The organism is Thermococcus profundus, from assembly GCF_002214585.1.
GTDB classification, from domain to species: domain Archaea; phylum Methanobacteriota_B; class Thermococci; order Thermococcales; family Thermococcaceae; genus Thermococcus; species Thermococcus profundus.
Genome location: NZ_CP014862.1, coordinates 1,534,862 through 1,556,223 on the forward strand (window position 1 = coordinate 1,534,862; position 21,362 = coordinate 1,556,223).

At 54.7% G+C, this 21,362-nt stretch carries 25 protein-coding genes; 19 read left to right on the top strand and 6 right to left on the bottom strand.

Annotated features, from left to right (window positions below; genetic code table 11):
- The first annotated feature begins 164 nt into the window (after positions 1–164).
- The gene (locus A3L09_RS08305) at positions 165–371 is read left to right on the top strand and encodes a hypothetical protein (RefSeq protein WP_088859037.1); all 207 of its coding nucleotides are present in this window, start codon (positions 165–167) and stop codon (positions 369–371) included.
- On the opposite strand, the gene A3L09_RS08310 is transcribed toward A3L09_RS08305, so the two are convergent.
- Together A3L09_RS08310 and A3L09_RS08315 are read right to left on the bottom strand one after the other, a co-directional pair.
- The gene (locus tag A3L09_RS08310) at positions 358–1,116 is read right to left on the bottom strand and encodes a tRNA (adenine-N1)-methyltransferase (protein WP_394335195.1); all 759 of its coding nucleotides are present in this window, start codon (positions 1,114–1,116) and stop codon (positions 358–360) included. The two genes, A3L09_RS08305 and A3L09_RS08310, sit on opposite strands and share 14 nt — an antisense overlap.
- Complete coding sequence (locus A3L09_RS08315) at positions 1,085–1,741, bottom strand: hypothetical protein (protein ID WP_088858506.1); 657 nt, start codon at positions 1,739–1,741, stop codon at positions 1,085–1,087. Before A3L09_RS08315 ends, A3L09_RS08310 begins: the two co-directional genes overlap by 32 nt.
- A gap of 56 nt (positions 1,742–1,797) precedes the next feature.
- On the opposite strand from A3L09_RS08315, the gene A3L09_RS08320 reads away from it, so the two are divergent.
- Positions 1,798–2,127, top strand: coding sequence for a signal recognition particle protein Srp19 (locus A3L09_RS08320; RefSeq protein WP_088858507.1), 330 nt, complete (start codon positions 1,798–1,800; stop codon positions 2,125–2,127).
- 1 nt (position 2,128) lies between these two features.
- Here A3L09_RS08320 and A3L09_RS08325 read toward each other — a convergent pair whose 3' ends face one another.
- Positions 2,129–2,371, bottom strand: coding sequence for an Lrp/AsnC ligand binding domain-containing protein (locus tag A3L09_RS08325; RefSeq protein WP_088858508.1), 243 nt, complete (start codon positions 2,369–2,371; stop codon positions 2,129–2,131).
- Between the two features lie 342 nt (positions 2,372–2,713).
- On the opposite strand from A3L09_RS08325, the gene A3L09_RS08330 reads away from it, so the two are divergent.
- The 5 genes from A3L09_RS08330 to A3L09_RS08350 all read left to right on the top strand — a co-directional run bounded on the left by A3L09_RS08330 (position 2,714) and on the right by A3L09_RS08350 (position 9,150).
- Positions 2,714–4,924 carry an ABC transporter substrate-binding protein gene (locus A3L09_RS08330; RefSeq protein ID WP_088858509.1) on the top strand — a complete coding sequence of 737 codons (2,211 nt, stop codon included), beginning with the start codon at positions 2,714–2,716 and terminating at the stop codon, positions 4,922–4,924.
- A gap of 88 nt (positions 4,925–5,012) precedes the next feature.
- Positions 5,013–6,014 (top strand): ABC transporter permease, encoded by a 1,002-nt coding sequence (locus tag A3L09_RS08335; RefSeq protein ID WP_088858510.1) that lies wholly within the window; start codon positions 5,013–5,015, stop codon positions 6,012–6,014.
- 10 nt (positions 6,015–6,024) lie between these two features.
- Positions 6,025–7,188 (top strand): ABC transporter permease, encoded by a 1,164-nt coding sequence (locus tag A3L09_RS08340; protein ID WP_088858511.1) that lies wholly within the window; start codon positions 6,025–6,027, stop codon positions 7,186–7,188.
- The gene (locus A3L09_RS08345) at positions 7,181–8,161 is read left to right on the top strand and encodes an ABC transporter ATP-binding protein (RefSeq protein WP_088858512.1); all 981 of its coding nucleotides are present in this window, start codon (positions 7,181–7,183) and stop codon (positions 8,159–8,161) included. The genes A3L09_RS08340 and A3L09_RS08345 overlap by 8 nt, the downstream gene beginning before the upstream one ends.
- 11 nt (positions 8,162–8,172) lie before the next feature.
- Complete coding sequence (locus A3L09_RS08350; protein ID WP_088858513.1) at positions 8,173–9,150, top strand: ABC transporter ATP-binding protein; 978 nt, start codon at positions 8,173–8,175, stop codon at positions 9,148–9,150.
- A gap of 3 nt (positions 9,151–9,153) precedes the next feature.
- Here the strand turns inward: A3L09_RS08350 and A3L09_RS08355 are convergent, their stop codons facing one another.
- The gene (locus A3L09_RS08355; RefSeq protein ID WP_088858514.1) at positions 9,154–9,714 is read right to left on the bottom strand and encodes a hypothetical protein; all 561 of its coding nucleotides are present in this window, start codon (positions 9,712–9,714) and stop codon (positions 9,154–9,156) included.
- 73 nt (positions 9,715–9,787) lie between these two features.
- Here A3L09_RS08355 and A3L09_RS08360 point away from each other — a divergent pair, with 73 nt between their 5' ends.
- Complete coding sequence (locus A3L09_RS08360; RefSeq protein WP_088859038.1) at positions 9,788–11,971, top strand: ATP-dependent DNA helicase; 2,184 nt, start codon at positions 9,788–9,790, stop codon at positions 11,969–11,971.
- Here A3L09_RS08360 and A3L09_RS08365 read toward each other — a convergent pair whose 3' ends face one another.
- Positions 11,972–12,313 carry a hypothetical protein gene (locus A3L09_RS08365; RefSeq protein ID WP_088858515.1) on the bottom strand — a complete coding sequence of 114 codons (342 nt, stop codon included), beginning with the start codon at positions 12,311–12,313 and terminating at the stop codon, positions 11,972–11,974.
- Positions 12,314–12,416: 103 nt separating this feature from the next.
- Between A3L09_RS08365 and A3L09_RS08370 the strand changes: the two genes are divergently transcribed.
- From A3L09_RS08370 to A3L09_RS08420, 11 genes are all read left to right on the top strand, one after another.
- Positions 12,417–12,974 carry a dephospho-CoA kinase gene (locus tag A3L09_RS08370; protein ID WP_088858516.1) on the top strand — a complete coding sequence of 186 codons (558 nt, stop codon included), beginning with the start codon at positions 12,417–12,419 and terminating at the stop codon, positions 12,972–12,974.
- A 44-nt stretch (positions 12,975–13,018) separates the two neighbouring features.
- Positions 13,019–13,435 (top strand): RNA-binding domain-containing protein, encoded by a 417-nt coding sequence (locus A3L09_RS08375; protein ID WP_088858517.1) that lies wholly within the window; start codon positions 13,019–13,021, stop codon positions 13,433–13,435.
- Positions 13,436–13,519: 84 nt separating this feature from the next.
- The gene (locus A3L09_RS08380) at positions 13,520–13,975 is read left to right on the top strand and encodes a 30S ribosomal protein S15 (RefSeq protein ID WP_088858518.1); all 456 of its coding nucleotides are present in this window, start codon (positions 13,520–13,522) and stop codon (positions 13,973–13,975) included.
- Positions 13,976–14,011: 36 nt separating this feature from the next.
- Positions 14,012–15,439 (top strand): single-stranded-DNA-specific exonuclease RecJ, encoded by a 1,428-nt coding sequence (locus A3L09_RS08385; protein ID WP_088858519.1) that lies wholly within the window; start codon positions 14,012–14,014, stop codon positions 15,437–15,439.
- The gene (locus tag A3L09_RS08390) at positions 15,429–15,689 is read left to right on the top strand and encodes a KEOPS complex subunit Pcc1 (RefSeq protein ID WP_088858520.1); all 261 of its coding nucleotides are present in this window, start codon (positions 15,429–15,431) and stop codon (positions 15,687–15,689) included. Before A3L09_RS08385 ends, A3L09_RS08390 begins: the two co-directional genes overlap by 11 nt.
- A 15-nt stretch (positions 15,690–15,704) precedes the next feature.
- Entirely contained in the window at positions 15,705–16,307 is a 603-nt protein-coding gene (locus A3L09_RS08395; protein ID WP_088858521.1) for a 30S ribosomal protein S3ae, read from the top strand.
- A gap of 156 nt (positions 16,308–16,463) precedes the next feature.
- Positions 16,464–17,501: a lysyl aminopeptidase gene (locus tag A3L09_RS08400; RefSeq protein ID WP_088858522.1), complete on the top strand. Its 1,038-nt coding sequence runs from the start codon at positions 16,464–16,466 to the stop codon at positions 17,499–17,501.
- Between the two features lie 59 nt (positions 17,502–17,560).
- On the top strand, positions 17,561–17,950 hold the full coding sequence (locus A3L09_RS08405; RefSeq protein ID WP_088858523.1) for a DUF86 domain-containing protein: 390 nt from the start codon (positions 17,561–17,563) through the stop codon (positions 17,948–17,950).
- Positions 17,947–18,501 carry an archaemetzincin family Zn-dependent metalloprotease gene (locus A3L09_RS08410; protein ID WP_088858524.1) on the top strand — a complete coding sequence of 185 codons (555 nt, stop codon included), beginning with the start codon at positions 17,947–17,949 and terminating at the stop codon, positions 18,499–18,501. The genes A3L09_RS08405 and A3L09_RS08410 overlap by 4 nt, the downstream gene beginning before the upstream one ends.
- A complete protein-coding gene (gene cyaB, locus A3L09_RS08415) occupies positions 18,498–19,067 on the top strand; it encodes a class IV adenylate cyclase (protein WP_088858525.1) in 570 nt (189 codons plus the stop codon). Before A3L09_RS08410 ends, cyaB begins: the two co-directional genes overlap by 4 nt.
- Positions 19,033–19,875 (top strand): tetratricopeptide repeat protein, encoded by an 843-nt coding sequence (locus tag A3L09_RS08420; RefSeq protein ID WP_088858526.1) that lies wholly within the window; start codon positions 19,033–19,035, stop codon positions 19,873–19,875. The genes cyaB and A3L09_RS08420 overlap by 35 nt, the downstream gene beginning before the upstream one ends.
- On the opposite strand, the gene A3L09_RS08425 is transcribed toward A3L09_RS08420, so the two are convergent.
- Complete coding sequence (locus A3L09_RS08425; protein ID WP_088858527.1) at positions 19,822–21,294, bottom strand: TrkH family potassium uptake protein; 1,473 nt, start codon at positions 21,292–21,294, stop codon at positions 19,822–19,824. The genes A3L09_RS08420 and A3L09_RS08425 overlap by 54 nt on opposite strands.
- Between the last annotated feature and the right edge of the window lie 68 nt (positions 21,295–21,362).

A 21,362-nucleotide genomic window follows, 5' to 3' on the forward strand; every position in this document is an offset into this window, starting at 1 on the left:
TGAACACCTCCATACATGAGCCCAAAGCTGGACATCTAAAGGTTCACAACTTTAGGTACTTATAAACCTGTTGTTAACCAAAGGTTAAGAATTTGGAAGCATCCTCGGACAACGGGAGAAAGGATTAAAAAACATTCGTGAAGATTGCCGAAGGGGGAAACAAGATGGGAAGGTGGATATACCAAATCTCAGTGGTTCTGACGGCAATCTCGCTCTTTTGGCCGATCATCTACGGCAACGTCTCCGCGCTACGGAGGTTGCCCGGCAATCCAGTCCTCCAGGCGGTCGCTGGTGTTCTGCTCTTCGGGGCGATTGCATATATCACCTTTGAAGAGGGTGAGGAAATGGAGGAAGGAATCACAGCTTCCTGAGAAAGGTTATGTATCCCGTGTGGGCCAGCATAGTCGTTTTTGGCCTCATGCACTCCTTCTTAACTTCCTGTTCCCTGACGAGAACCTCGACGACCCGCGGTTTGTAAAACTCGTTCTTATACTCCTGGAACGCCTGAAAGAACCTGTGAACCTGGTTCATACAAGGTGTGTATGCAACGAAGTACCCACCGGGCCTGAGAACTTCAAGGGCGTGGGGAAGGACTTTTTCCGGCTGCGGGAGGTCGAGGACGATGTGGTCTGCGTATTCCTCGTCAATGCCCTCGTAGATGTCCTTGAGCTTTATCGTCACCCTGTCCGAGAAGCCCGCGAGCTGGATGTTCTTTCTGGCTATCTCGGCGTGGTCTTCCCTCACCTCGTAGCTGATGACCCTTCCACTCGGTCCAACGATGTTCGCAAGGAATATGGTGAGCGCACCGCTGCCAACGCCGGCCTCTATAACAGTATCCCCTGGGGAGATGCCCGCATAGGCTATGATTATGCCAGCATCTTTGGGGTGAACTATCTGGGGTCCCCGCCGCATCTTCGCTATGATGTCGTTGATGTCTGGTTTGATGACCCTGAACTCCGCTCCCTTGTGGCTGGTTATCGAGCTCCCATAGTCCTTCCCGATGAGCTCCCCGAGTTTGAGTATGCCCAGATCAGTGTGAAACTCCCTATCCGATACCGTCACGAGATAGCGTTTGCCCCTCGGATCAATCAGCAGAACCTTCTCCCCCTCCTTGATGGGCACTCTCCCTACCTCCCTTAATGACTTCAATACCATTCTTTCTAAAAGCCAGCACCCACGATGATATCTCCTCAAGGATGGCCCTCTCAGGATCACCAATTGCACCGACGTTCAGGAATATGAAGGTTACCCAATCCTCCAGAGGTATGGTGCTAGTGGCGTGGAGGAAGTTGTAGAGACCATCCTTCCCGGAGAAATACAGGTACTCGGCCAACCCCAATATAAAGGAGTATTTCGGCTTCCTGGGCAGGTTAAGAGCCCGTCTGATCGTGGAATAATAGCTTCTGAGGAAGCTCTCAGTATCGCTGTGGATCTTCTCCTCCCCCATTAGCTGGCCGTAGCTGGCTCCACCAGGGCCAAATTTGAACACGTATATGTTCTTCTTGGCCTCGATGAGATCTTTGTAGTCTTTCCATCCCAAAGATCGGATGTAGTTCCGGAACAGCAAATCACCAATACCGTAGAAATCAAAGGCCACAACGGTGCCATCCTTAACGAAGGCCCTCACCATCTCTTTCCACTCAAAATCACCCAACCCGATATCCGGAGTGTACTCTACAAGAACGCGATCTCCGGGCTGAAGCAGGGGGATGAGACGAAGGGCCTCTCTGTATTTTAGCATTGCCACCACCACAATGATTTTTAAAGGGGGAATTTTAAAAAGTTTGGGTGGGAAAGATGTCAAAGTTTGTGGTATGGCCAAACGAGCTGGATTCCAGACTGCCGAGGAAGTACGGACGGATTATCCCAAAGACCGTTGCCGTTAGAGCCCCCTCACTCCGCGAGATAGAAGATGCCTCCGAGGTTCTCGGATTCAGAATAATCGAGAAGGACCCAACAAAGCTCAACCCGCGCCTTGCTGGGATTGAAGAAGAGTACAGAACACTGGGACGTCTGGTGATAGAGTCGCAGTACGGAAAATCTAAGAGCCTCAGAATGATAGCGGAAAAGATCCGCGAACTAAGGAAACGTACAGAAGTAAGGAAATCCAAGCGGAAAAAGCGCTGAATCACTCTTCTTCCATTTCGACGACGATGGCCGTGGTCGTGTCGATCACGCCGTCGATGTTGTGTATGTCGTGGAGTATCTTTCTGGTGAGCTCGCCGAGGTCGTTCGCCTCGATGTACACAATGGCATCGTAGGGGCCGGTAACTGCGTCAGCCCTTATGACCCCCTGGAGGGATTTGAGGGATTCTATAACGCTCTCAACCTTTCCTATTTCGATAGTCAGCAAAACATAGGCCTTAACCATGGAAACCACCTTCGGAGTTTTTACAGTACTTTCTTGTGCGGGGTTTAATTTAAGCTTTTCGCAACCCCGAGCCAGTGACCACGGCAACCCAGATGCAAGCGTCAGGCTCATCCGGGTTTAACCCCCAGAGGAGATCATGGACTAAGCGTACTATTGTTTACATCCGACCAGAGGGTAGTTTTCCCAACATAATCATTTCAATGAAGGTACAATCTACACGTGAGAACATTTTCACGCACCCGGTTGTTCCGCAGGGTTCCATTATATCCAAATGTGCGCATCGAAAGATTTATTACGGACATCGAACACACTATCAGTGCCAATACCTAGAGGTGGTACACCATGGCGTCTAAAAGAATGGTGTTGTCCATTTTTATTGTGTTTTTAGTGGCTTTTTCAGTAGTGGCCAGCGGCTGTATCGGCGGCGGTGGAGGTGGAAGCACCACCAGCTCAAGCCCGAGTAAGACCACAACTACAACCCAGAGCAAGACTACAACCACAAGCCAGTCTCAGACCACAACCTCAAGTCAGGCCAGTTCAACGTCGACCCAGACTACAACCACAACACAGCCTCCAGCCCAGCTAACGCCGCAGATACTCGAGATGGATAAAGTCTACGTGATAGAGACCGACAAGAGCGTCATTGTCGTCGGACCCAAGGGTGAGAACCCGACCGCTCAGATCCCGAGCGGTGCCAAGGTCATAAAGGTCGAATACGAAGTTGATGAAGCCAACACCCCGAGCATAGAGAGCCTCATGGAGGCCGGACAGGGATTCGGTGCCATTGACCCGGCCTTCTTCCGTGACGAGCACGTTGATGCCCTCATCATAGCAGCCCGCAGGCAGACTGACCCGACGATCAGAACCGAGCTCTTCAAGGCCCTCTACCTCCTCGGAAACAAGTTAGTCCCCGAGGTCATCCTCGGTCAGAACAGGCAGCTCCGTGTCTACTGGGACTGGGTCAAGGGCAGGTACTACCACCCGACCCTCGCCGAGAGGTATGACCTCATCAGCGAAGATCCCAACGCCCCGTCAGTTGAGATCGGAATCAAGGACTACAAGAACAACCCCGAAACCTACACCATAGCTACTATCGGCTGGCCGGAGAGCTTTGACCCTGCAATGACCTACGAGACCTTCGGATGGGAGATCTGGCACGAGATCGGCGACACCCTCGTTACCTACTGGAAAGAGGAGACCGAGCAGGTCAGCCCTGACCTTGCGGTTGCCTGGGCCCACAACGAGAACGGTACCGAGTGGTACTTCCTCATCCGCGGTGGTGTTGAGGCCTACGACCCGTGGAACGACAAGACCTACCCGATTGACGCAACCGACGTTGCCTTCACCTTCCTCCGCGTTGAGAGGCTCGGACACTCCGTCAGCTGGATGGTTGACAGCTTCATGGACGTCAACCACTCCGCGGCCCTGACCGAGGACGAGTTCAACAACTACCTCAAGGAGCACCCGCTCATTGCTGAGTTCGGCGGAAAGAGCAAAGAGGTTAAGAGCCTCGACGAGCTCAAGCAGTTCTTCGGCTACAGCGGAGAGACTGCCGGCGTCTTCAAGCTCGTCCTCCCACAGCCCTACGCCCCGGTTCTCGGAGTGTTAGCAGACCCGTTCCTCAGCGTCGTCCCGATGGAATACCTCCTCGGAGACAAGTACCAGGAGGCCCTCCAGGCCAGCAACAACGGCCACGACCCGAGCGCCTGGTGGAACTACCTCCAGCAGGGTAAGGACGACCCCACCCACCAGCTCATGCACCAGAAGCCGGTTGGAACAGGTCCGTTCTACGTCAAGGACTACCAGGAGAACAGCTACATAGTCCTCGAGTACAACCCGCACTACTGGAACGCCACTAGCAATCCAGGCCACAAGTACGTCATCTACATAATCAACAACGACGCCCAGTCGAGAATCAACCTCTTCAAGACCGGAACCGCTGACGTCGTCGCCATACCTGCGGAGAAAATGGACACCGTCAAGAACCTCGAACTCAGCGGCTTCCACTCGGTCGTCAAGACCGACATCCTCCAGCCGATACTTACCTTCCTCGTCTTCAACACCCACAAGGAGCCCTTCAACAACCCGAAGGTCAGGGAGGCCCTCGCCTACGCTGTCCCGTACGACCAGATAGCCCAGCTCGTCTACAGGAACCTCCTCGAGCCCAACTACGGCCCGATACCCAAGCCGTGGCCGGGCTACCTTGAGGAAGGCGTTACCAAGTACACCTACAACATACCCAAGGCCAAGAAGCTCCTCCAGGAAGCTGGAGTCGACCCGAGCAAGTATAAGATAGAGCTCATCTACAACGAGGGCAACTCAGCGCGTGAGAAGATCATGACCCTCCTCCAGAACGTCTGGAGCCAGCTCGGCTTCCAGGTCACCGTCAACAGCTACAACTGGCCGACCTACCTCAGCAAGACCGAGCACGGAGACTACGACGTCTACGTTGTTGGATGGGTTCCGGACTACCTTGACTCAGACAACTGGGTTGGCCCGTTCCTCTACGGTGCCACCGAGTTCAAGAGCCTCGAAGTTACGGTTTCGAGCTGAGGCCCTTTCTTTCTTAATTTTCTTCCCAGGGTTTTGAAGCATTCAAAAGACACACAGGGGTTCCAATAAAAAGGAGGGGTGAGCAAAATTGGCGAACCTTAAGAAGTTTCTGGTAAGGAGATTGCTGACGTTTATCCCCACAATAATCGGCGTCACCCTTATAGTGTTTTTGATAGCTTACGTTATCCCCGCCGACCCTGCGAGGGCGTGGGCGGGCGGTGAAAAGGCCACACCCCAAGCCATTGAAAAGATAAGGCAGCAGTACCACATGAACGATCCGTGGTACTCACAGTACTGGTTCCTCATCAGCGGGCTGGCCGAGAACAAGATAGTTGACCCGAGGACCTCAAACTACGTCTTTGATGACGTCAGCAAGAGGTTCCCCGTCACCTTCGAGCTCACTCTGGTGGCGTTCTTTTTCATTCTGATAATAGGCCTTCCCCTGGGCATCCTGGCCGCCCTTAAGAGAAACACATGGGTTGATACCGTTGTAAGGATTTTTGCCCTCACCGGCGTTTCAATGCCAATATTCTGGCTGGGCTACCTCCTGATGTACATCTTCTTCGTTAAATGGCGTGTCATAACCCTGGCCGGGTTCCCAGCCCCACCCGCTCACACGATAACCCACGTTCCGATGATAGACGCCCTGATTACGGGCGATTTCAAGACCTTCAGCCAGCACATAAGCAGACTCTGGCTTCCAGGTTTGACGCTGGGGTTCACCGGCTCGGGGGTTCTCGCGAGGTTCGTCAGGAACTCTTTCCTCGAGGCCCTCAGTAGCGACTACGTTGCCTTCCTCAAGGCTAAGGGCGTTTCAAAGCTCAGGATATACAGACACGCCTTAAAGAACGCACTGGTGCCTATAGTCACTGTCCTAGGACTCCAGTTTGGCGGCCTCCTCGGCGGAACCCCGATCACCGAGAGGGTCTTCGGCCTTCCAGGAATGGGATCCTACGTCCTCGACGCCATAAGCAACCTGGACTTCCCGGCAGTGGTGGCGATAACCTTCATCTTCGCCCTGATATTCGTCACGACGAACCTGATCGTCGACCTGCTCTACGCTGTCATAGACCCGAGGGTGAGGTACTGAGGTGGTGGAAATGAGCCAAGAAGAGTACAAGAAGGGTATCCTCGACAGGATGGCAGATGGCTTTGTCGAGTTCCTCGGATCGTTCATAAGCCTGTTTAAAAAGGACTGGAAGAAGAAGAACCGCTCCAAGATGGAAGAATGGCGCCTCATGCTCTACGCCCTCAACCGCTCTCCACCGGGACTTATAGGACTCGTTCTCATACTCATGTTCGTATTCCTCGGCCTCTTCGGCCCGAGCCTCGCCTCGTGGAGCTACCGCGACTTCCCGGCCCTTGAGAACATGACGACTTACCTAGCCCCGCCAGGATCCCACGCTTACCTGCCGTTCTCAAACAAGACCATAAGCTATCCCCTGGGTGCCGATGACTACGGAAGGGATCTCTTCAGCCTGATACTCTACGGCGCCAGAACCTCCTTCGTCATCTCAATCATAGTCATAGCCCTCGGAGTTCCCCTCGGCATTATTCTAGGATTAGTGGCCGGATACTACGGAGGAAAAGTGGACGAGCTGATAATGCGTATCACTGACATGTTCCTGGCGTTCCCGGCGCTCATACTTGCAATAGCGTTCTCAGCCGTCCTCCCGGAGAGGCTGCAGTCATTCATATCAAGCCACGCAACGTTCGAGAAGATCTTCCTCTGGATATTCGCCCTGAAACCACAGGAAGCCGGCAACCTGGGTAAACTGCTCGCGGTCATACTGGCCATGGTTATAGTGTGGTGGCCGGCGTACGCGAGGATAACCAGGGGTTCAACCCTAACCGAGAGGGAGAGCCTCTACGTCGAGGCTGCTAGGGCCATAGGCCTCAGTTCAAGGACGATAATGTTCAAGCACATCCTCCCCAACATAGTGGGGCCGATACTGGTCTACATCACCCTCGACTTCGGCGGCGTCATCCTCATGGAGGCTGGACTGAGCTTCCTCGGCCTCGGTGCAACACCGCCAATAGCCGACTGGGGAAGAATAGTCTACGACGGCTCGCAGCACTTCCCCGAGAAGTGGTGGCTGGTAACATACCCAGGCCTGATGATCATGCTCGTCGCCCTCGGATGGAACCTCCTCGGTGACACCATGAGGGACATCCTCGATCCAAAGATGAGGAGGAGCATCGAGTTCAAGGTGAAGAAGCAGAAGAAGATGGAGAAGGCTGAGGAGGGTGAGGAGAATGCCTGAACCCATCCTTGAAGTCCGCGATCTCACGGTTCACTTCTACACCTACGCAGGCATAGTCAAGGCCATAGAGAAGGTATCCTTCGACATATACCGCGGTGAGACCTTCGCCCTCGTAGGGGAAACCGGCTGTGGAAAGAGCGTTACTTCAAGGGCCTTGACTCAACTCATAGAGAGCCCCGGAAGGATAGTGGATGGAAAGGTGATCTACCACAGGGACGACGGCTCAACGATTGACCTTCTCAAGCTCAGCGAGGAGGAGATACGGGAAATCAGGGGAAAGGAGATAGCCTACATATTCCAGGATCCCCACGCGTCGCTGGATCCCCTCTACACGGTCGGCTACCAGATAGCTGAAGCTATGGTGGTTCACAAAACAGTCAAGGACTGGAAAGAGGGCCTCAGACGGGCCGTCGATATATTAAGGCGCGTTCTCATTCCCGATCCAGAGAACAGGGTGAACAACTACCCCCACGAGATGAGCGGAGGAATGAAGCAGAGGGTCGTCATAGGAACGGGTATCTCCAACGATCCGAAGATTCTGATAGCCGACGAGCCGACAACCGCCCTCGACGTTACAGTCCAAGCCCAGATCCTCGACCTGATGAACAAGCTCAAGAAGGAGTACAACACCACCGTGATACTCATCACCCACAACATGGGCGTCGTGGCAGAGATGGCGGACAGGGTGGCCGTGATGTACGCGGGGAAGATAGTGGAGATAGGATCGGTAGATCAGATCTTCAAGAACCCGCTCCACCCCTACACCAAGGGACTCCTCAAGGCAGTTCCGAACCCGCTGGCGAAGATTGAGAGGCTGGAGGCCATTCCGGGAACCGTGCCCAATCTGATAACGCCGCCCGGAGGATGCCGCTTCCACCCAAGGTGCCCGTACGCGACCGAGATCTGCAGGAAGAAGGTACCAGAGCTTAAGGAAATGGAGCCGGGCCACTTCGTGGCCTGCCACCTGTACTGAGGTGATGGAAAATGTCAGAACCACTCCTCAAAGTTGAGAACCTCAAAAAGTACTTCCCGGTCAGGGGCCTTTTCAGGACAATAGGCTACGTTAAGGCAGTCGACGGCGTGAGCTTCGAGATAAACAAGGGGGAAACCTTCGGTCTCGTGGGTGAGAGCGGCTGTGGAAAGACGACGACGGGGAGGACCATACTCAGGCTGATAGAGCCCACGGGCGGAAGGATCATCTTCGACGGAAAGGACGTGACCACACTTAAAGGCAACGAAATGAAGGCGTTCCGCAGAAGGGCTCAGATAATGTTCCAGGATCCCTACTCCTCCCTCAATCCGAGGCAGACGGTCTTCGAGATCATAATGGAGCCCGTCCGCTTCCACGGTATTCCCGTTGACGATCCCGAGGAGTTCGTCATAGACCTGCTGGAGAGCGTGGGCTTAAACGAGATGCACCTCTACCGCTATCCCCATGAGTTCTCTGGAGGTCAAAGGCAGCGTATAGCCCTCGCCAGACTCCTAGCACTCAAACCAGAGTTCATAGTCCTCGACGAGCCGACCTCAGCCCTCGACGTTTCGGTCCAGGCCAACATACTCAACATGCTCAAAGACCTCCAGAAGAAGTACGGGTTCACGTACCTCTTCATCTCCCACGATCTCGGCGTCGTCAAGTACATGAGCCACAGGATGGGCGTGATGTACCTCGGAAAGCTGGTGGAGGTAGGTCCAGCCGACAGGATATTCGAGAACCCGCTGCATCCGTACACCCAGATGTTGCTCTCAGCAATACCAGTCCCGGACCCGGAGCTCTCGAAGGAGCTCAAGAAGAAGCGCATGAAGATAGAGGGCGAACCCCCGAGCCCGATAAACCCGCCGGTCGGCTGTCGCTTCCACCCGAGGTGCCCCTATGCCAAGGACGTCTGCAAAAAGGAGGAGCCACCTCTGGTGGAGGTCGAGAAAGATCACTACGTTGCCTGCTGGCTCTACGCCAAGTCCTGATTTTCATTTCTTTTCATTGTTCACAAGCCCCCAGAGTGCCCTCCTGAAACCCTCATCGGTTTTGTAAAGCTCTCGGTACACGCTGTCAAGCGGTTCATCATCCATTTCCAGCTCGAAGATGCCCCATCCGAGAGGTGTCACCTCGGCTTTCTCAAGGTCAGCGGGCTTTTTTATCCCAAGGACGTGCTCGACTATCGAAAGGGCCAGCAGGGCCTCCCGGTTCCGCTTCGCGAGCTCTTCGTCCTTCTGCAGATGCTTTAAATAGCCCGTAGGGATCCCCAGGAAGCGGAAAATGTTCCAGCGCCTCATGTGCTTCTTTCTCTCCTCAAATCTTCTCCCACTCATTTCGTAGAGGCTCAGTGCCAGCTCCTTCAGGAGGACGGAAACGTTCTCGGGAGCAACATCGAGGCCCCCTGAAAATTCAGGGGCGGAAGTCAATCCATCAGCTTTTCTTATCAGGACCGCCCTGTGCTCCACCCTCTCAAGTCTCGTGAAGAAGTAGGCGTCAAGGCCGTACCTCCCCGTTCGCGTCTCAAACAGAACGTACGGAATTCCCACCCTCATCGCAATCCCCAAGAGCATAAAAGCCAATAGGCATATAAAACCGCCGCCCCCAGTTTGGTGGGATGTGAAGGGTATGAAGGTTGAGGAGCTGCCGGTCGATGAGAGGATCAAGAGGGTAATAAGGGAGAGAGGGATAAAGGAGCTCTACCCGCCGCAGGCTGAAGCCTTGAAGAGCGGCGTACTCGAGGGCAAGAACCTCGTTCTGGCCATTCCAACGGCGAGCGGGAAGACGCTGGTGAGCGAGATAGTCATGGTCAACAAGCTCCTCCGTGAAGGGGGCAAAGCCGTCTACCTCGTCCCGCTGAAGGCCCTCGCCGAGGAGAAGTACAGGGAATTTAAAGAGTGGGAGAGCCTTGGGATAAGGGTCGCGGCAACAACCGGCGACTACGACTCAACGGACGAGTGGCTGGGAAGGTACGACATCATAGTTGCCACTGCGGAGAAGTTCGACTCTCTCCTAAGGCATTCCCCGAAGTGGGTTAGGGACGTCAAGCTCGTCGTTGCCGATGAGGTTCATCTCATAGGGTCGTACGACAGAGGTGCAACTCTTGAAATGATCCTGAGCCACATGCTAGGGAAGGCCCAGATTCTAGCTTTAAGCGCAACGGTTGGAAACGCAGAGGAGCTGGCTGAATGGCTCGACGCAGCTCTGGTCATGAGCGACTGGCGGCCTGTTGAGCTGAGGAAGGGGGTCTTTCACCTCGGCCAGCTCTTCTGGGAGGACGGCAAAATCGACCGCTATCCCGAGAACTGGGCGTTCCTCGTTATAGACGCCGTGAAGAGAGGAAAGGGAGCGCTCGTCTTCGTGAACACGCGGAGGAGTGCGGAGAAAGAAGCCCTATCGCTTTCATCCAAAGTTTCAAAGCTCCTCACGAAGCCAGAGGCGAGACAGCTTGAGGAGCTGATCTCCTCCATCGAGGACAACCCCACCACTGAAAAGCTCAAGAGGGCCTTGAAGGGTGGAGTGGCTTTCCATCACGCGGGCCTGAGCAGGGCCGAGAGGACGCTTATAGAGGACGCTTTCCGAGCGGGAGCGATTAAAGTCATCGCAGCTACCCCCACCTTAGCCGCCGGTGTGAATACCCCCGCCTTTCGGGTAATAATCCGCGACACCAAGAGATACGCCGGCTTCGGCTGGACAGACATCCCCGTTCTGGAGATTCAGCAGATGATGGGCCGTGCTGGAAGACCGAAGTACGACAGAGTTGGTGAGGCCATAATCGTCGCCAGAACAGAGGATCCAAAAAAGCTCATGGAGCGCTACATCCACGGGAAGCCCGAGAAGCTGTTCTCCATGCTCGCCAACGAGCAGGCCTTCAGGAGCCAGGTTCTTGCATTAATAACCAACTTCGGGATAGGCAACTTCCGTGAGCTGGTGGATTTCCTGGGGAAGACCTTCTACGCCCACCAGAAGGGAGACATAGCCGCCCTGGAGTACAAGGCGAGGAACGTCGTCTACTTCCTCATCGAGAACGAGTTCATCGACATGGACACGAGCGACCGCTTCATGGCCCTCCCCTTCGGAAAGAGAACGTCCCAGCTCTACATTGACCCCGTAACGGCCAAGAAGTTCAGGGACGCGTTTCCGCAGCTCGAAGAAAACCCCAATCCCTTCGGGATCTTCCAGCTGATAGCCTCAACACCAGACATGGCAACGCTCACAGCGAGAAAACGCGAGCTGGAGGACTACCTCGACTTGGCCTACGAGTTCGAGGAGAGGCTCTACACAAACATCCCCTACTACGAGGACTCCCGCTTCCAGGGCTTCCTCAGCCAGGTGAAGACAGCCAAAGTGCTCCTCGACTGGATAAACGAGGTTCCAGAGGCGAGGATATACGAGACGTACAACATAGATCCCGGCGACCTCTACAGAATTCTCGAACTCGCCGACTGGCTCATGTACGCCCTCATCGAGCTCTACAAGCTCTTCGAGCCGAAGGAGGAAGTTCTTCAGTACCTCCGCGACCTGCACCTTAGACTGAGGCACGGTGTAAGGGAGGAACTCCTGGAGCTGGTTAAGCTCCCCAACATAGGAAGGAAGAGGGCGAGGGCGCTCTACAACGCGGGCTTCACAACTCCAGATGCCATAATGCGTGCGAAGGTCAGGGACCTTCTTGAAGTGGAGGGGATAGGCATCAAGGTCGTGGAGGGGCTCTTCAAGCACTTCGGCGTTGAGATGCCCGGGAAGGTGAAGGAAGCCGGAAAAAAGGCCGAGAAAGCGAGGAAAAGGGGAACCCTCGATGAGTTCTTGAAGTGATCAAACGACCTCTCCCTCGATTTTTCCTCCCGCTCCCCAGAGGACCGCGATGTTCCTCCCGGGGTTGAGGCCGCGCTCATGGGCTTTGATGTAGAGCTTTCCGCCGGCTCTCTGGCCGAGGAAATAGGCAAGGACGAAGATGAGTATGAACGGAGCCCCCTCTCTGTTCCAGCTCAGACCGGCCAGATAGCGCACGAGCACGACGAGCGGAACCGGAAGGTGGACTGCCAAAGCCCACTCCAGTTTGTTGCCTGTTCTCTTGGCGTGTGCCCTCCAGAATCCAAACGGTATGTTGACAAGGAACGTAATGATGAGTCCAATCACGAACCAGGTTGCGTTCATGGTTCTCACCGATCAAGTTTAATTGGTGAACCTTAAAAAATTTTGCCCACCTAACACACGCCAAGATTTTTAAGCGTTCCCCGAGCTATTCGGGGTGGGCACTATGATAATCATCGTGACTGGAATGCCCGGTTCAGGAAAGAGCAAGATAGTCCACGAGTTTGAGAGAAGGGGCTTTCCCAGCGTTTCTATGGGCGATGTTGTGAGGGAGGAAACCTTAAAGCGGGGCCTTGAGCTGACGAAGGAGAACGTGGCCAAGGTCAGCATAAGGCTTCGCCAGGAGCTCGGACAGAACGCGGTCGCGAAGCTAACCGTAGAGAAGGTTCGGAATCTGCTGGAAGAGAGCGATGTTGTTGTCATCGACGGCGTCAGATCTCTCGACGAGGTAGGAACCTTCAGAGGAGCATTTCCAGGGGAGAAAATTATCATCATAGCCGTTCATACACCGCCAAAACAGCGCTTCGAGAGGCTGAAGGCAAGGGGAAGGCACGACGACCCAAAAACCTGGGAGGACTTCGAGGAGAGGGACTGGAAGGAGCTCCGCTTTGGAATCGGCAGCGTCATAGCGATGGCTGACTACATGCTCATCAACGACGGTTCGCGGGAAGAGTACGAGAGGGCCGTTGAAAGGCTTGTTGACGAGATACTCTCAAGGCCTTGAGAAGCTTTTTAATCCCTCATTTCTATCGCCCTCAGGTGAGCGAGATGGGCGAGCTGTTCGAGGAAGTTGAGGTTGAGGCTTACGTTTATCCGACGGAGGACATCGAGAAGGTAAAGAGGGCGATGCTGAACCTGGTTCCAGATTTGGAGTTTGAAGCGTTCGATAAGGGGGATCACATAATCCTCACCGGGAAGACCAGAGGCAGAAAGGCCCTAAGCAGACTCTACGAGCTCTTCCGGGGACAGGCAATACTGGACACAGCCAGGAGCTTTCTTGAGGAAGGCTACTTCGGTGAGGAGATCATCATAAAGGTGAACAAGCAGGCGGCCTACGCGGGAGTGGTGAACTTCAACGAGGAAAGCCCGCTCGGCCCGATAACGATAATCATCAGAACTAGGGACCCGCAGAAGCTGATGAAGTGGCTCGCGCCGAGGACGAAGGACGGGGTGCCTATAGAGTGAGAGGGATAACTTTTTAAATCCCATCCCGATCTCCGACCGAAGGGGCGGCTGGCGTTAGCTGGCCGTCACCGGGAGGTGTATGATATGGCAAGGATACACGCGAGAAAGAGGGGTAAGTCAGGTTCTAAGAAGCCGCCGAGGACCGCTCCGCCGGCATGGGTCGAGTACACGGCGGAGGAGGTCGAGGCCCTCGTCGTCAAGCTCAGGAAGGAAGGCTACACCGCGGCCATGATAGGGACCATTCTGAGGGACCAGTACGGAATTCCGAGCGTCAAGCTGATAACCGGAAAGAAGATCACCAAGATCCTGGAGGAGAACGGCCTCGCCCCGAACATTCCGGAGGATCTCATGGCCCTCATCAGGAAGGCCGTAAACCTCAGGAAGCACCTGGAGCAACACCCGAAGGACAAGCACTCTAGGAGGGGCCTCCAGCTCACGGAGAGCAAGATCAGGAGGCTCGTCAAGTACTACAGGAGAACTGGAAAGCTTCCAGCGAAGTGGCGCTACGATCCGGAGCAGGCCAAGCTCCTGGTCCGCTGATCCCTTTCCTTCTTCTCACTCCTTCGGTGATGCCTCGTGGATAAGGGGGCCTTTTTGGAGCGGGCCAGGGAAGGTGCCGAGCTAATAAAGATGCACATCGAGCTAGGCCACACCATACGCCTGATTTCCCACCGCGACGCGGACGGAATAACGGCCGGAGCGATCATGGCAAAGGCAGTCGCAAGGGAAGGCGGAAGCTTCCAGCTCAGCATCGTCAAGCAGGTGAGCGAGGATCTCCTAAAAGAGCTCGCCGAGGAGAGGAGAGAGATCTACGTCTTCAGCGACCTCGGGAGCGGCTCGATGGAGCTCATAAAGAACTATCTGGACTTTGCGACGGTTGTGGTTGCCGATCACCACCCGCCTGAGAAGGACTCGTTCTCCACAGATTCCCACGTTCTCGTCAACCCCGTGCCCTTCGGAGCCAACAGCGTCCGCGATCTGAGCGGCTCTGGAGTTGCCTACTTCGTGGCCAGGGAAATGAACCCTGACAACAGGGACATGGCTTACATAGCTATAGTCGGCTCCGTTGGGGATATGCAGGAGATAGACGGAACGTTCCACGGTATGAACCTCGACATCATAGAGGACGGCAGAAAACTGGGAATCCTCGAAGTCAGGAAGGAGCTGAGGCTCTTCGGAAGGGAGAGCCGGCCGCTGAGGCAGATGCTCGCCTTCGCCACCAATCCAGAACTGCCCGGAATAACCGGGGACGAGAGGAACGCGATAGAGTGGCTCCGCTCGAAGGGATTCGATCCGGACAGGCACTACTGGCAGCTCAGGGAGGAGGAAAAGAAAAAGCTCCACGATGCGCTGGTGCTCCATCTGATAAAGCACGGGGCCCCGAAGGAGGTAATCGACAGGCTCATCGGGGACGTTGTGATAAGTCCGCTCTATCCTGAAGGGGACCCAAGGCACGAGGCCAGGGAGTTCGCCACGCTGCTGAACGCCACGGGAAGGCTCAACGCGGGCACGATGGGCGTTGCGATATGCCTCGGTGACGATGGAGCGTACAAGAAGGCCCTCAAGATGCTCGAGGACTACAAGAGGGAGCAGATAGAGGCGAGAAAGTTCATAATCCAGAACTGGAGCATGGCGGAGGAGGGGGAGCACGCCTACGTGTTCTACGCCGGGAAGAACATCAGGGACACCCTCGTCGGGATAGCAGCTAACATCGCGATAAACGCTGGACTTGCAAACCCTGAGAAGCCGGTGGTCGTTCTAGCCGACAGCGACGAGGATGAGAACCTTGTGAAGGGCTCCGCTCGAACCACGGAGAAGGCCCTAAAGAAGGGCTACCATTTGGGAGAAGCCCTCAGGGAAGTGGCAGAAAAGCTCGGCGGAGAAGGCGGCGGACACGCGATAGCCGCTGGGATAAGGTTCCCCAAGGGCAGGATCGACGAGTTCATAAAGCTGTTCAACGAGGCCCTCAAGAGACAGGTGGAGAGTGAGAACAGTGGAGATTGAAGCCAGGGTTGAGATAACGTGGCACTATGGAGACGAGGAGAGGGCGAGGGCCATCGCAGAGGCTATACAGGTGGACAACGAGGGCATGCCCGAGGGCCTAAAGAAAAGTTTAAATTTGGAAACCCGATGGGTTGATGGAGCCGTCGGGACAAAGGTTAAATACCGGGGTGAGATTGATACACTCATCAAGGCGCTTGATGATCTGGTGTTTTCGATCAAGATCGCCGAGGAAATGACCGAAAAGGTGTGAAGTGGAGGTGTTAAGATGGCGAAAGCTAATCCGAGAAAGAGGGCCGCCGCGGCCAAGGACAAGTGGAAGATGAAGGAGTGGTTCGTCGTTTACGCTCCCGACTTCTTTGGGAGCAAGGAGATCGGTCTGACTCCAGCTGACGAACCTGAGAAGGTCATAGGAAGGGTCGTCGAGACTACTCTGAAGGATCTCACTGGGGACTTCACCAAGGGCCACGTGAAGCTCTACTTCCAGGTCTACGACGTCAAGGGCCAGAACGCCTACACCAAGTTCAAGGGCCACAACCTCGCCAGGAGCTACATAAGATCCCTCGTCAGGAGGAGAACCACCAGGGTCGACGGCATATTCAACGTCACCACCAAGGACGGCTACAAGCTCCGCGTCATGGGCATGGTCATAGCCTACAGGAGGATCCAGACCAGCCAGGAGAGGGCCATCAGGGAGATCATAAGGGAAATAATCTACAAGAAGGCCGAGGAGCTCAACTTCGCCGACTTCGTCCTCCAGTCGGTCAACGGCCAGATAGCCAGCGAGATCGCCAAGGAGGCCAGAAAGATCTACCCGATAAAGAGGGCGGAAGTCAGGAAGATAAAGGTTCTCGCCGAGCCCGAGGCCTGAAGGCCTCACCACAGTTCTTCTTTTCTACCGCGTTAGCGGGATCGTTCTGTTGGCGGCTTATTAGCCCCAGTTGTAAAAATGGACGGTCAACCCTTCCAAAACCCTTAAATACCGAGATGCCATCATTTAGATGGACATCTAAAGGAGGCGAAAGCCATGGTGGATATAGAGCTGCTCAAGAAAATCGTTGAAGCCCCGGGCGTTTCTGGATACGAGTTCCTAGGAATAAGGGACGTCGTCATCGAGGAGCTGAAGCCCGTCGTTGACGAGATATACGTCGACAAGCTCGGCAACGTCATAGCCCACAAGAAAGGGAACGGACCAAAGATAATGATAGCCGCCCACATGGACAAAATAGGGGTTATGGTCAACCACATAGACAAGCAGGGCTACCTCCACGTGGTTCCGATAGGAGGCGTTGATCCAAGAACCCTCGTCGCCCAGAGGATAAGGTTCTTCACGGAGAAGGGCGAGCGCTACGGCGTCGTCGGCCACATCCCGCCGCACATCCAGAAGCCAGAGGACAGGAAGAAGGCGGCCGACTGGGATACCATAGTTGTGGACGTTGGAGTTGACAGCCAGGAGGAGGCCGAGGAGCTCGGCTTCCGCGTTGGAACCGTCGGTGAGTTCGCTCCCGCGTTCGTTCAGCTCAACGAGAACCGCATAGCCACCCCGTACCTCGACGACCGCGTTTGCCTCTACACGATGATAGAGGCCGCCAAGAGGCTTGAGAGCCACGAAGCGGACATATACTTCGTTGCCAGCGTTCAGGAAGAGGTTGGCCTTAGGGGAGCGCGCGTTGCGAGCTACGCGATAGACCCGGAGATTGGAATAGCCATGGACGTCACGTTCGCCAAGCAGGTCGGCGACAAGGGCAAGATCGTTCCCAAGCTCGGTGGCGGCCCGGTCATGGACGTCGGCCCGAACATAAACCCCAAGGTTCGCGCCTTCGCCGACGAGGTGGCGAAGAAGTACGGCATAGAGCTCCAGGTCGAGGCCTCCCCGAGACCGACGGGAACCGACGCCAACATAATGCAGATCAACAGGGAGGGCGTCGCAACGGCGGTGTTAAGCGTCCCGATAAGGTACATGCACAGCCAGGTCGAGACGGCTGATCTGAGGGACATAGACAAGACCATCGAGTTCGCGAAGCACTTCCTCGAAGAGCTTAAGCCGATGGATCTTACACCCTGAACACTTGTTCCGCGAAAGGTTTATTTCTCTCTCCTTCCATTTTAGTATGGTGTTTGCGGGTGAGTATAGAATACGTCGAGGAGAGCCTAAATCTTGTGAGGAGCTCAATGCCTTCCACGGCCGAAGAATTTGAAAACCTAGGGCTTCTCAAGGACGGGATCTACAAGAGGCTTGAATTCTCCATTCAGCTCATTTTGGACACCCTCTCCGCCATTGGGCGTAAGAATGGAATAATAGCCGTTTCATATGCTGATATGATAGCGGGCCTGAAGGAGAGGGGAATCCTGCCGGAAGAGCTTGCGGAAAAGGCTTCCTTTCTGAAAGACCTCAGGGAGATCCTCATCTACGATTACGATCTGATGGACGATGGGATAGCGTTCAGGAACATGGACGAGTACCTGGAACACATAGAGTCGCTCCTGAATTTCATCAGGGGTGCAGTGGGATGATCTTGATAGTCCCGATAGGAGGCGTGGAGCGATACGTGGTCACTGAGACGGCCCGTTTCGTTGGGGAGTACTACTCCAGTTTCGGGATGAGGGTTGGGATATCCCAAGGGATCCCGGATACAACCTTTTTTGATGCATACAACCCCAGAAGAAGGCAGTTTCTGGGGAGATCCTTTCTTCCGAGGCTGGCCTCTTTGGGAGAAGAGCAAAGAGCAGATGCGGTTTTGGGCATCACGTCCCTTGATCTCTACGAGGAGGGCCTGAACTTCATCTTCGGTCTGGCCCATCCAGGGCTGAGGGCGGCGGTCGTTTCCCTTCACCGCCTCAGACCCGAGTTCTATGGGGAAACACCAAACGAGACACTTCTTGTGGAGAGAACCGTAAAAGAAGCCATGCACGAACTCGGGCACGTCTTCGGCCTGGCCCACTGCCCGAACGTCAGGTGCGTCATGCACTTCTCAAACTCAATCATAGACACCGATATGAAAAGTCCCTACTACTGCGATGCCTGCAGGTCAAAGCTGGAGAAAAATTTGGAGGGAATGGAATGATCGAGGTCGAGCTGAAAGGCTACGCGAACGACGAGATATTCGAAAGGGTCAGGAGGGAGTTCACCCTCGTTAGAAAGGAGTACCACGAGGACACCTACTACCAGCACCCGTGCAGGGACTTCTCCAAAACAGATGAAGCCCTGAGGATAAGGCTGAGGAGGTTCAACGGCCACTTCGAGGCATTCATGACGTACAAGGGTCCGAAGCTCAATGAGGAGTCCAAGACGAGGGAGGAGATCGAGGTTCCGCTCACCGATCCCGACGAGCACGCCAGGATCCTCGAAAAGCTCGGCTTTCTTGAGGTGCTCACTGTTCACAAGGTTAGAGAAAAGTACTACGTTGAGAAAGGTGTAGTCATAACCCTCGACGAGGTCGAAGACCTCGGGAAGTTCATCGAGATCGAGGCCCTGGTTGAGGAAGGGGAGGAAATTGAGGGAAAGGTGAAGTACCTGAAATCTATTCTGGAAAGGCTTGGAGTCAGAGAGTTCGAGAGGAGGTCGTATCTGGAGCTGATACTGGAGAGAGCGGGGCATGGGGAAGCTGGACGAACTCTTCGGGATAGTTGAAAGGGAGGACAAGAAGTCGGATCTGGAGAGGATCGAAACCATAGAGGAGCTGGTTAGCTCGGAGGAGTTTCAAAGGGCCATCTCAGAGCTGGAGAGGGTCAAGAAGGACGAGAACATATACGTGGGTGCAGAGATAATAATCAAGGGGCTGTCCAAACCGGATCTCCTTACAGACCGGGCTTCAATCTCAGCATACCTAAAGGAGCTCATACCAATAATCAACGGCGTAAACAGCTGGAGGTACAGGGCCATTCTCATGGCAGACGTGGCGATGGCCTTCTACGAGATCGGAGACGAGTTCAACGGGGATCTGGCTTTAAAAACCGCCATAAACCTAGCCTATGCGGCGGGGGAGGACGTCCTCGTTGAAATCCTGAGGGAGCTTATACGCAGGGGAATGCTGGATAAAGGCTCCTACGCGTTCTCCCTGGTGAGGGACAGGAAGAAGATTGACTTTCTCCTGAGCCAGCTTGTGGAGTTCTTCTACCTAGCAGGGGACTATGAAAAGGCCAGGGCGGCACTCCACCACATTCAAGACCCGTTTCACAGGTCGGTGGCCCTCTACCGGCTGGCACTGATAGAATCCTCTCGGGATAAAAATAAAGCATTGGTGCTTTTGGAGGAAGCAACGAAAAGCGCGGAGAAAATCCAAAACAAACACGCGAGGCTGGAGCTTCTTATAAAGCTGAGCGACCTCAAAGGCCAGCTGACAGGGGAAGGAGTGAGTCTGAAGGAGATCCTGAAAAAGAACTCATCACCTCCTTCTTCCCAGCATGGCGAGAACGCTCACGATGAAGACCAGTATTGAGAAGATCTCAAGCCTGCCCACCCACATGAGGATTATCAGGACGGTCTTGACGTCCGCGGGGAGGAATGGGGAGGTTATGCCAACGCTCAGACCAACGTTTCCCTGGGCTGAGGAGGCCTCAAAAAACGCATCAACTAAGGGAACTTTAACCCTCACCATGATGTAGAGCGTCCCAGCGAGGAGGAAAGCGAGATAGGTCATCGTGAACCCAGTGACCTCCTGGAGATCCTCGGATGTGAAGACGTAGCTCCCGACCTTGCGTTTTATCACCGCCCCCCTCGGAAGGAGGGACTGCTGTATGGTCCACTTAAGGCTCTCGTACATGAGGGTAAAGCGGATGAGCTTTATACCTCCTGCGGTGCTTCCAGCACCACCACCCACAACCATCAGGAGACCGATTATGAACTTTGAGAGTTCAGGATACTTGGAGAGATCGGCTATCCCAAAGCCCGTACATGTGATCGCCGAAACAGCGTGGAATACAGCCTGACGGAGGGAATCGGCGACGGTATCACCGTACTGTACCAGACCGTAGGCTATGAACGCTATGGCGGGTATGAGGAAGATGAACATGTACCTAACCTGGATATCATCAAAAAACGGACCGAGCCGCTTTTCTTTGAATATCTTGTAGTGAACCGTGAAGTTGACGGCACCCATTATCATGAGGAATATTGTCACCGCCTCAATGCTCATGCTGTGGAAGTAGCCGATGCTGGCGTCGTGGCTGCTCATACCGCCCGTGCCCAGTCCTGTCATGGAGTGGGTCAAGGCATCGAAGAGGTTCATCCCGTTTATGTAGTAGAGGTACGTCCCGAGGAGGGTCAGAACGAAGTAGATCTGAAAGATGACCTTAGCGGTGTTGGCGAGGTTGGGGAGGATCCTCTCGCTCCTGGCCTCGGCGCGGTAGAGCCTCGCGGCGGCAACACCGGGCCGGATGAGAACCGTCAAAGCGACGAGGACTATGCCTATCCCGCCGAGCCACTGCATCCAGGCGCGCCAGAAGAGGAGTATCCTGGGGTAACTCTCTAGGTGGCTCATCATGGTGAGGCCGGTTCCAGTCCACGCGCTCATGCTCTCAAAGTAGGAATCTATGAGGGTCATACCCGCTATCCTCATAAAGGGAACCACGCTCAGAAACGAAGCGAACAGCCATATAAAAGCGGCAGATATCATGGCCTGCCTCAGGTTAACGTCCTCTATTCTCTCCTGGTGTCTCGACAGCCACGCCCCGAAAAGGATGCTCAAGAAACCGGGAACAGCGAAGTAGTAAACGTACCTGACCTCCGAGGGGTAGAACCAGACGAGAAGAACCGGGACTAGGTAAGCCACTCCCACACCCACGAGGATGGCACCGATTAGATTCCTAACAACGAAGAGGTCATCGGCCAGGTTCACGTATCTCCGGAACTCTAGCATCGCTTCACCGCAATATGAAGGAGGGCTGAGAATAAAAGGTTTTCGAGCTGAGCCCTCCCGACCGAAGG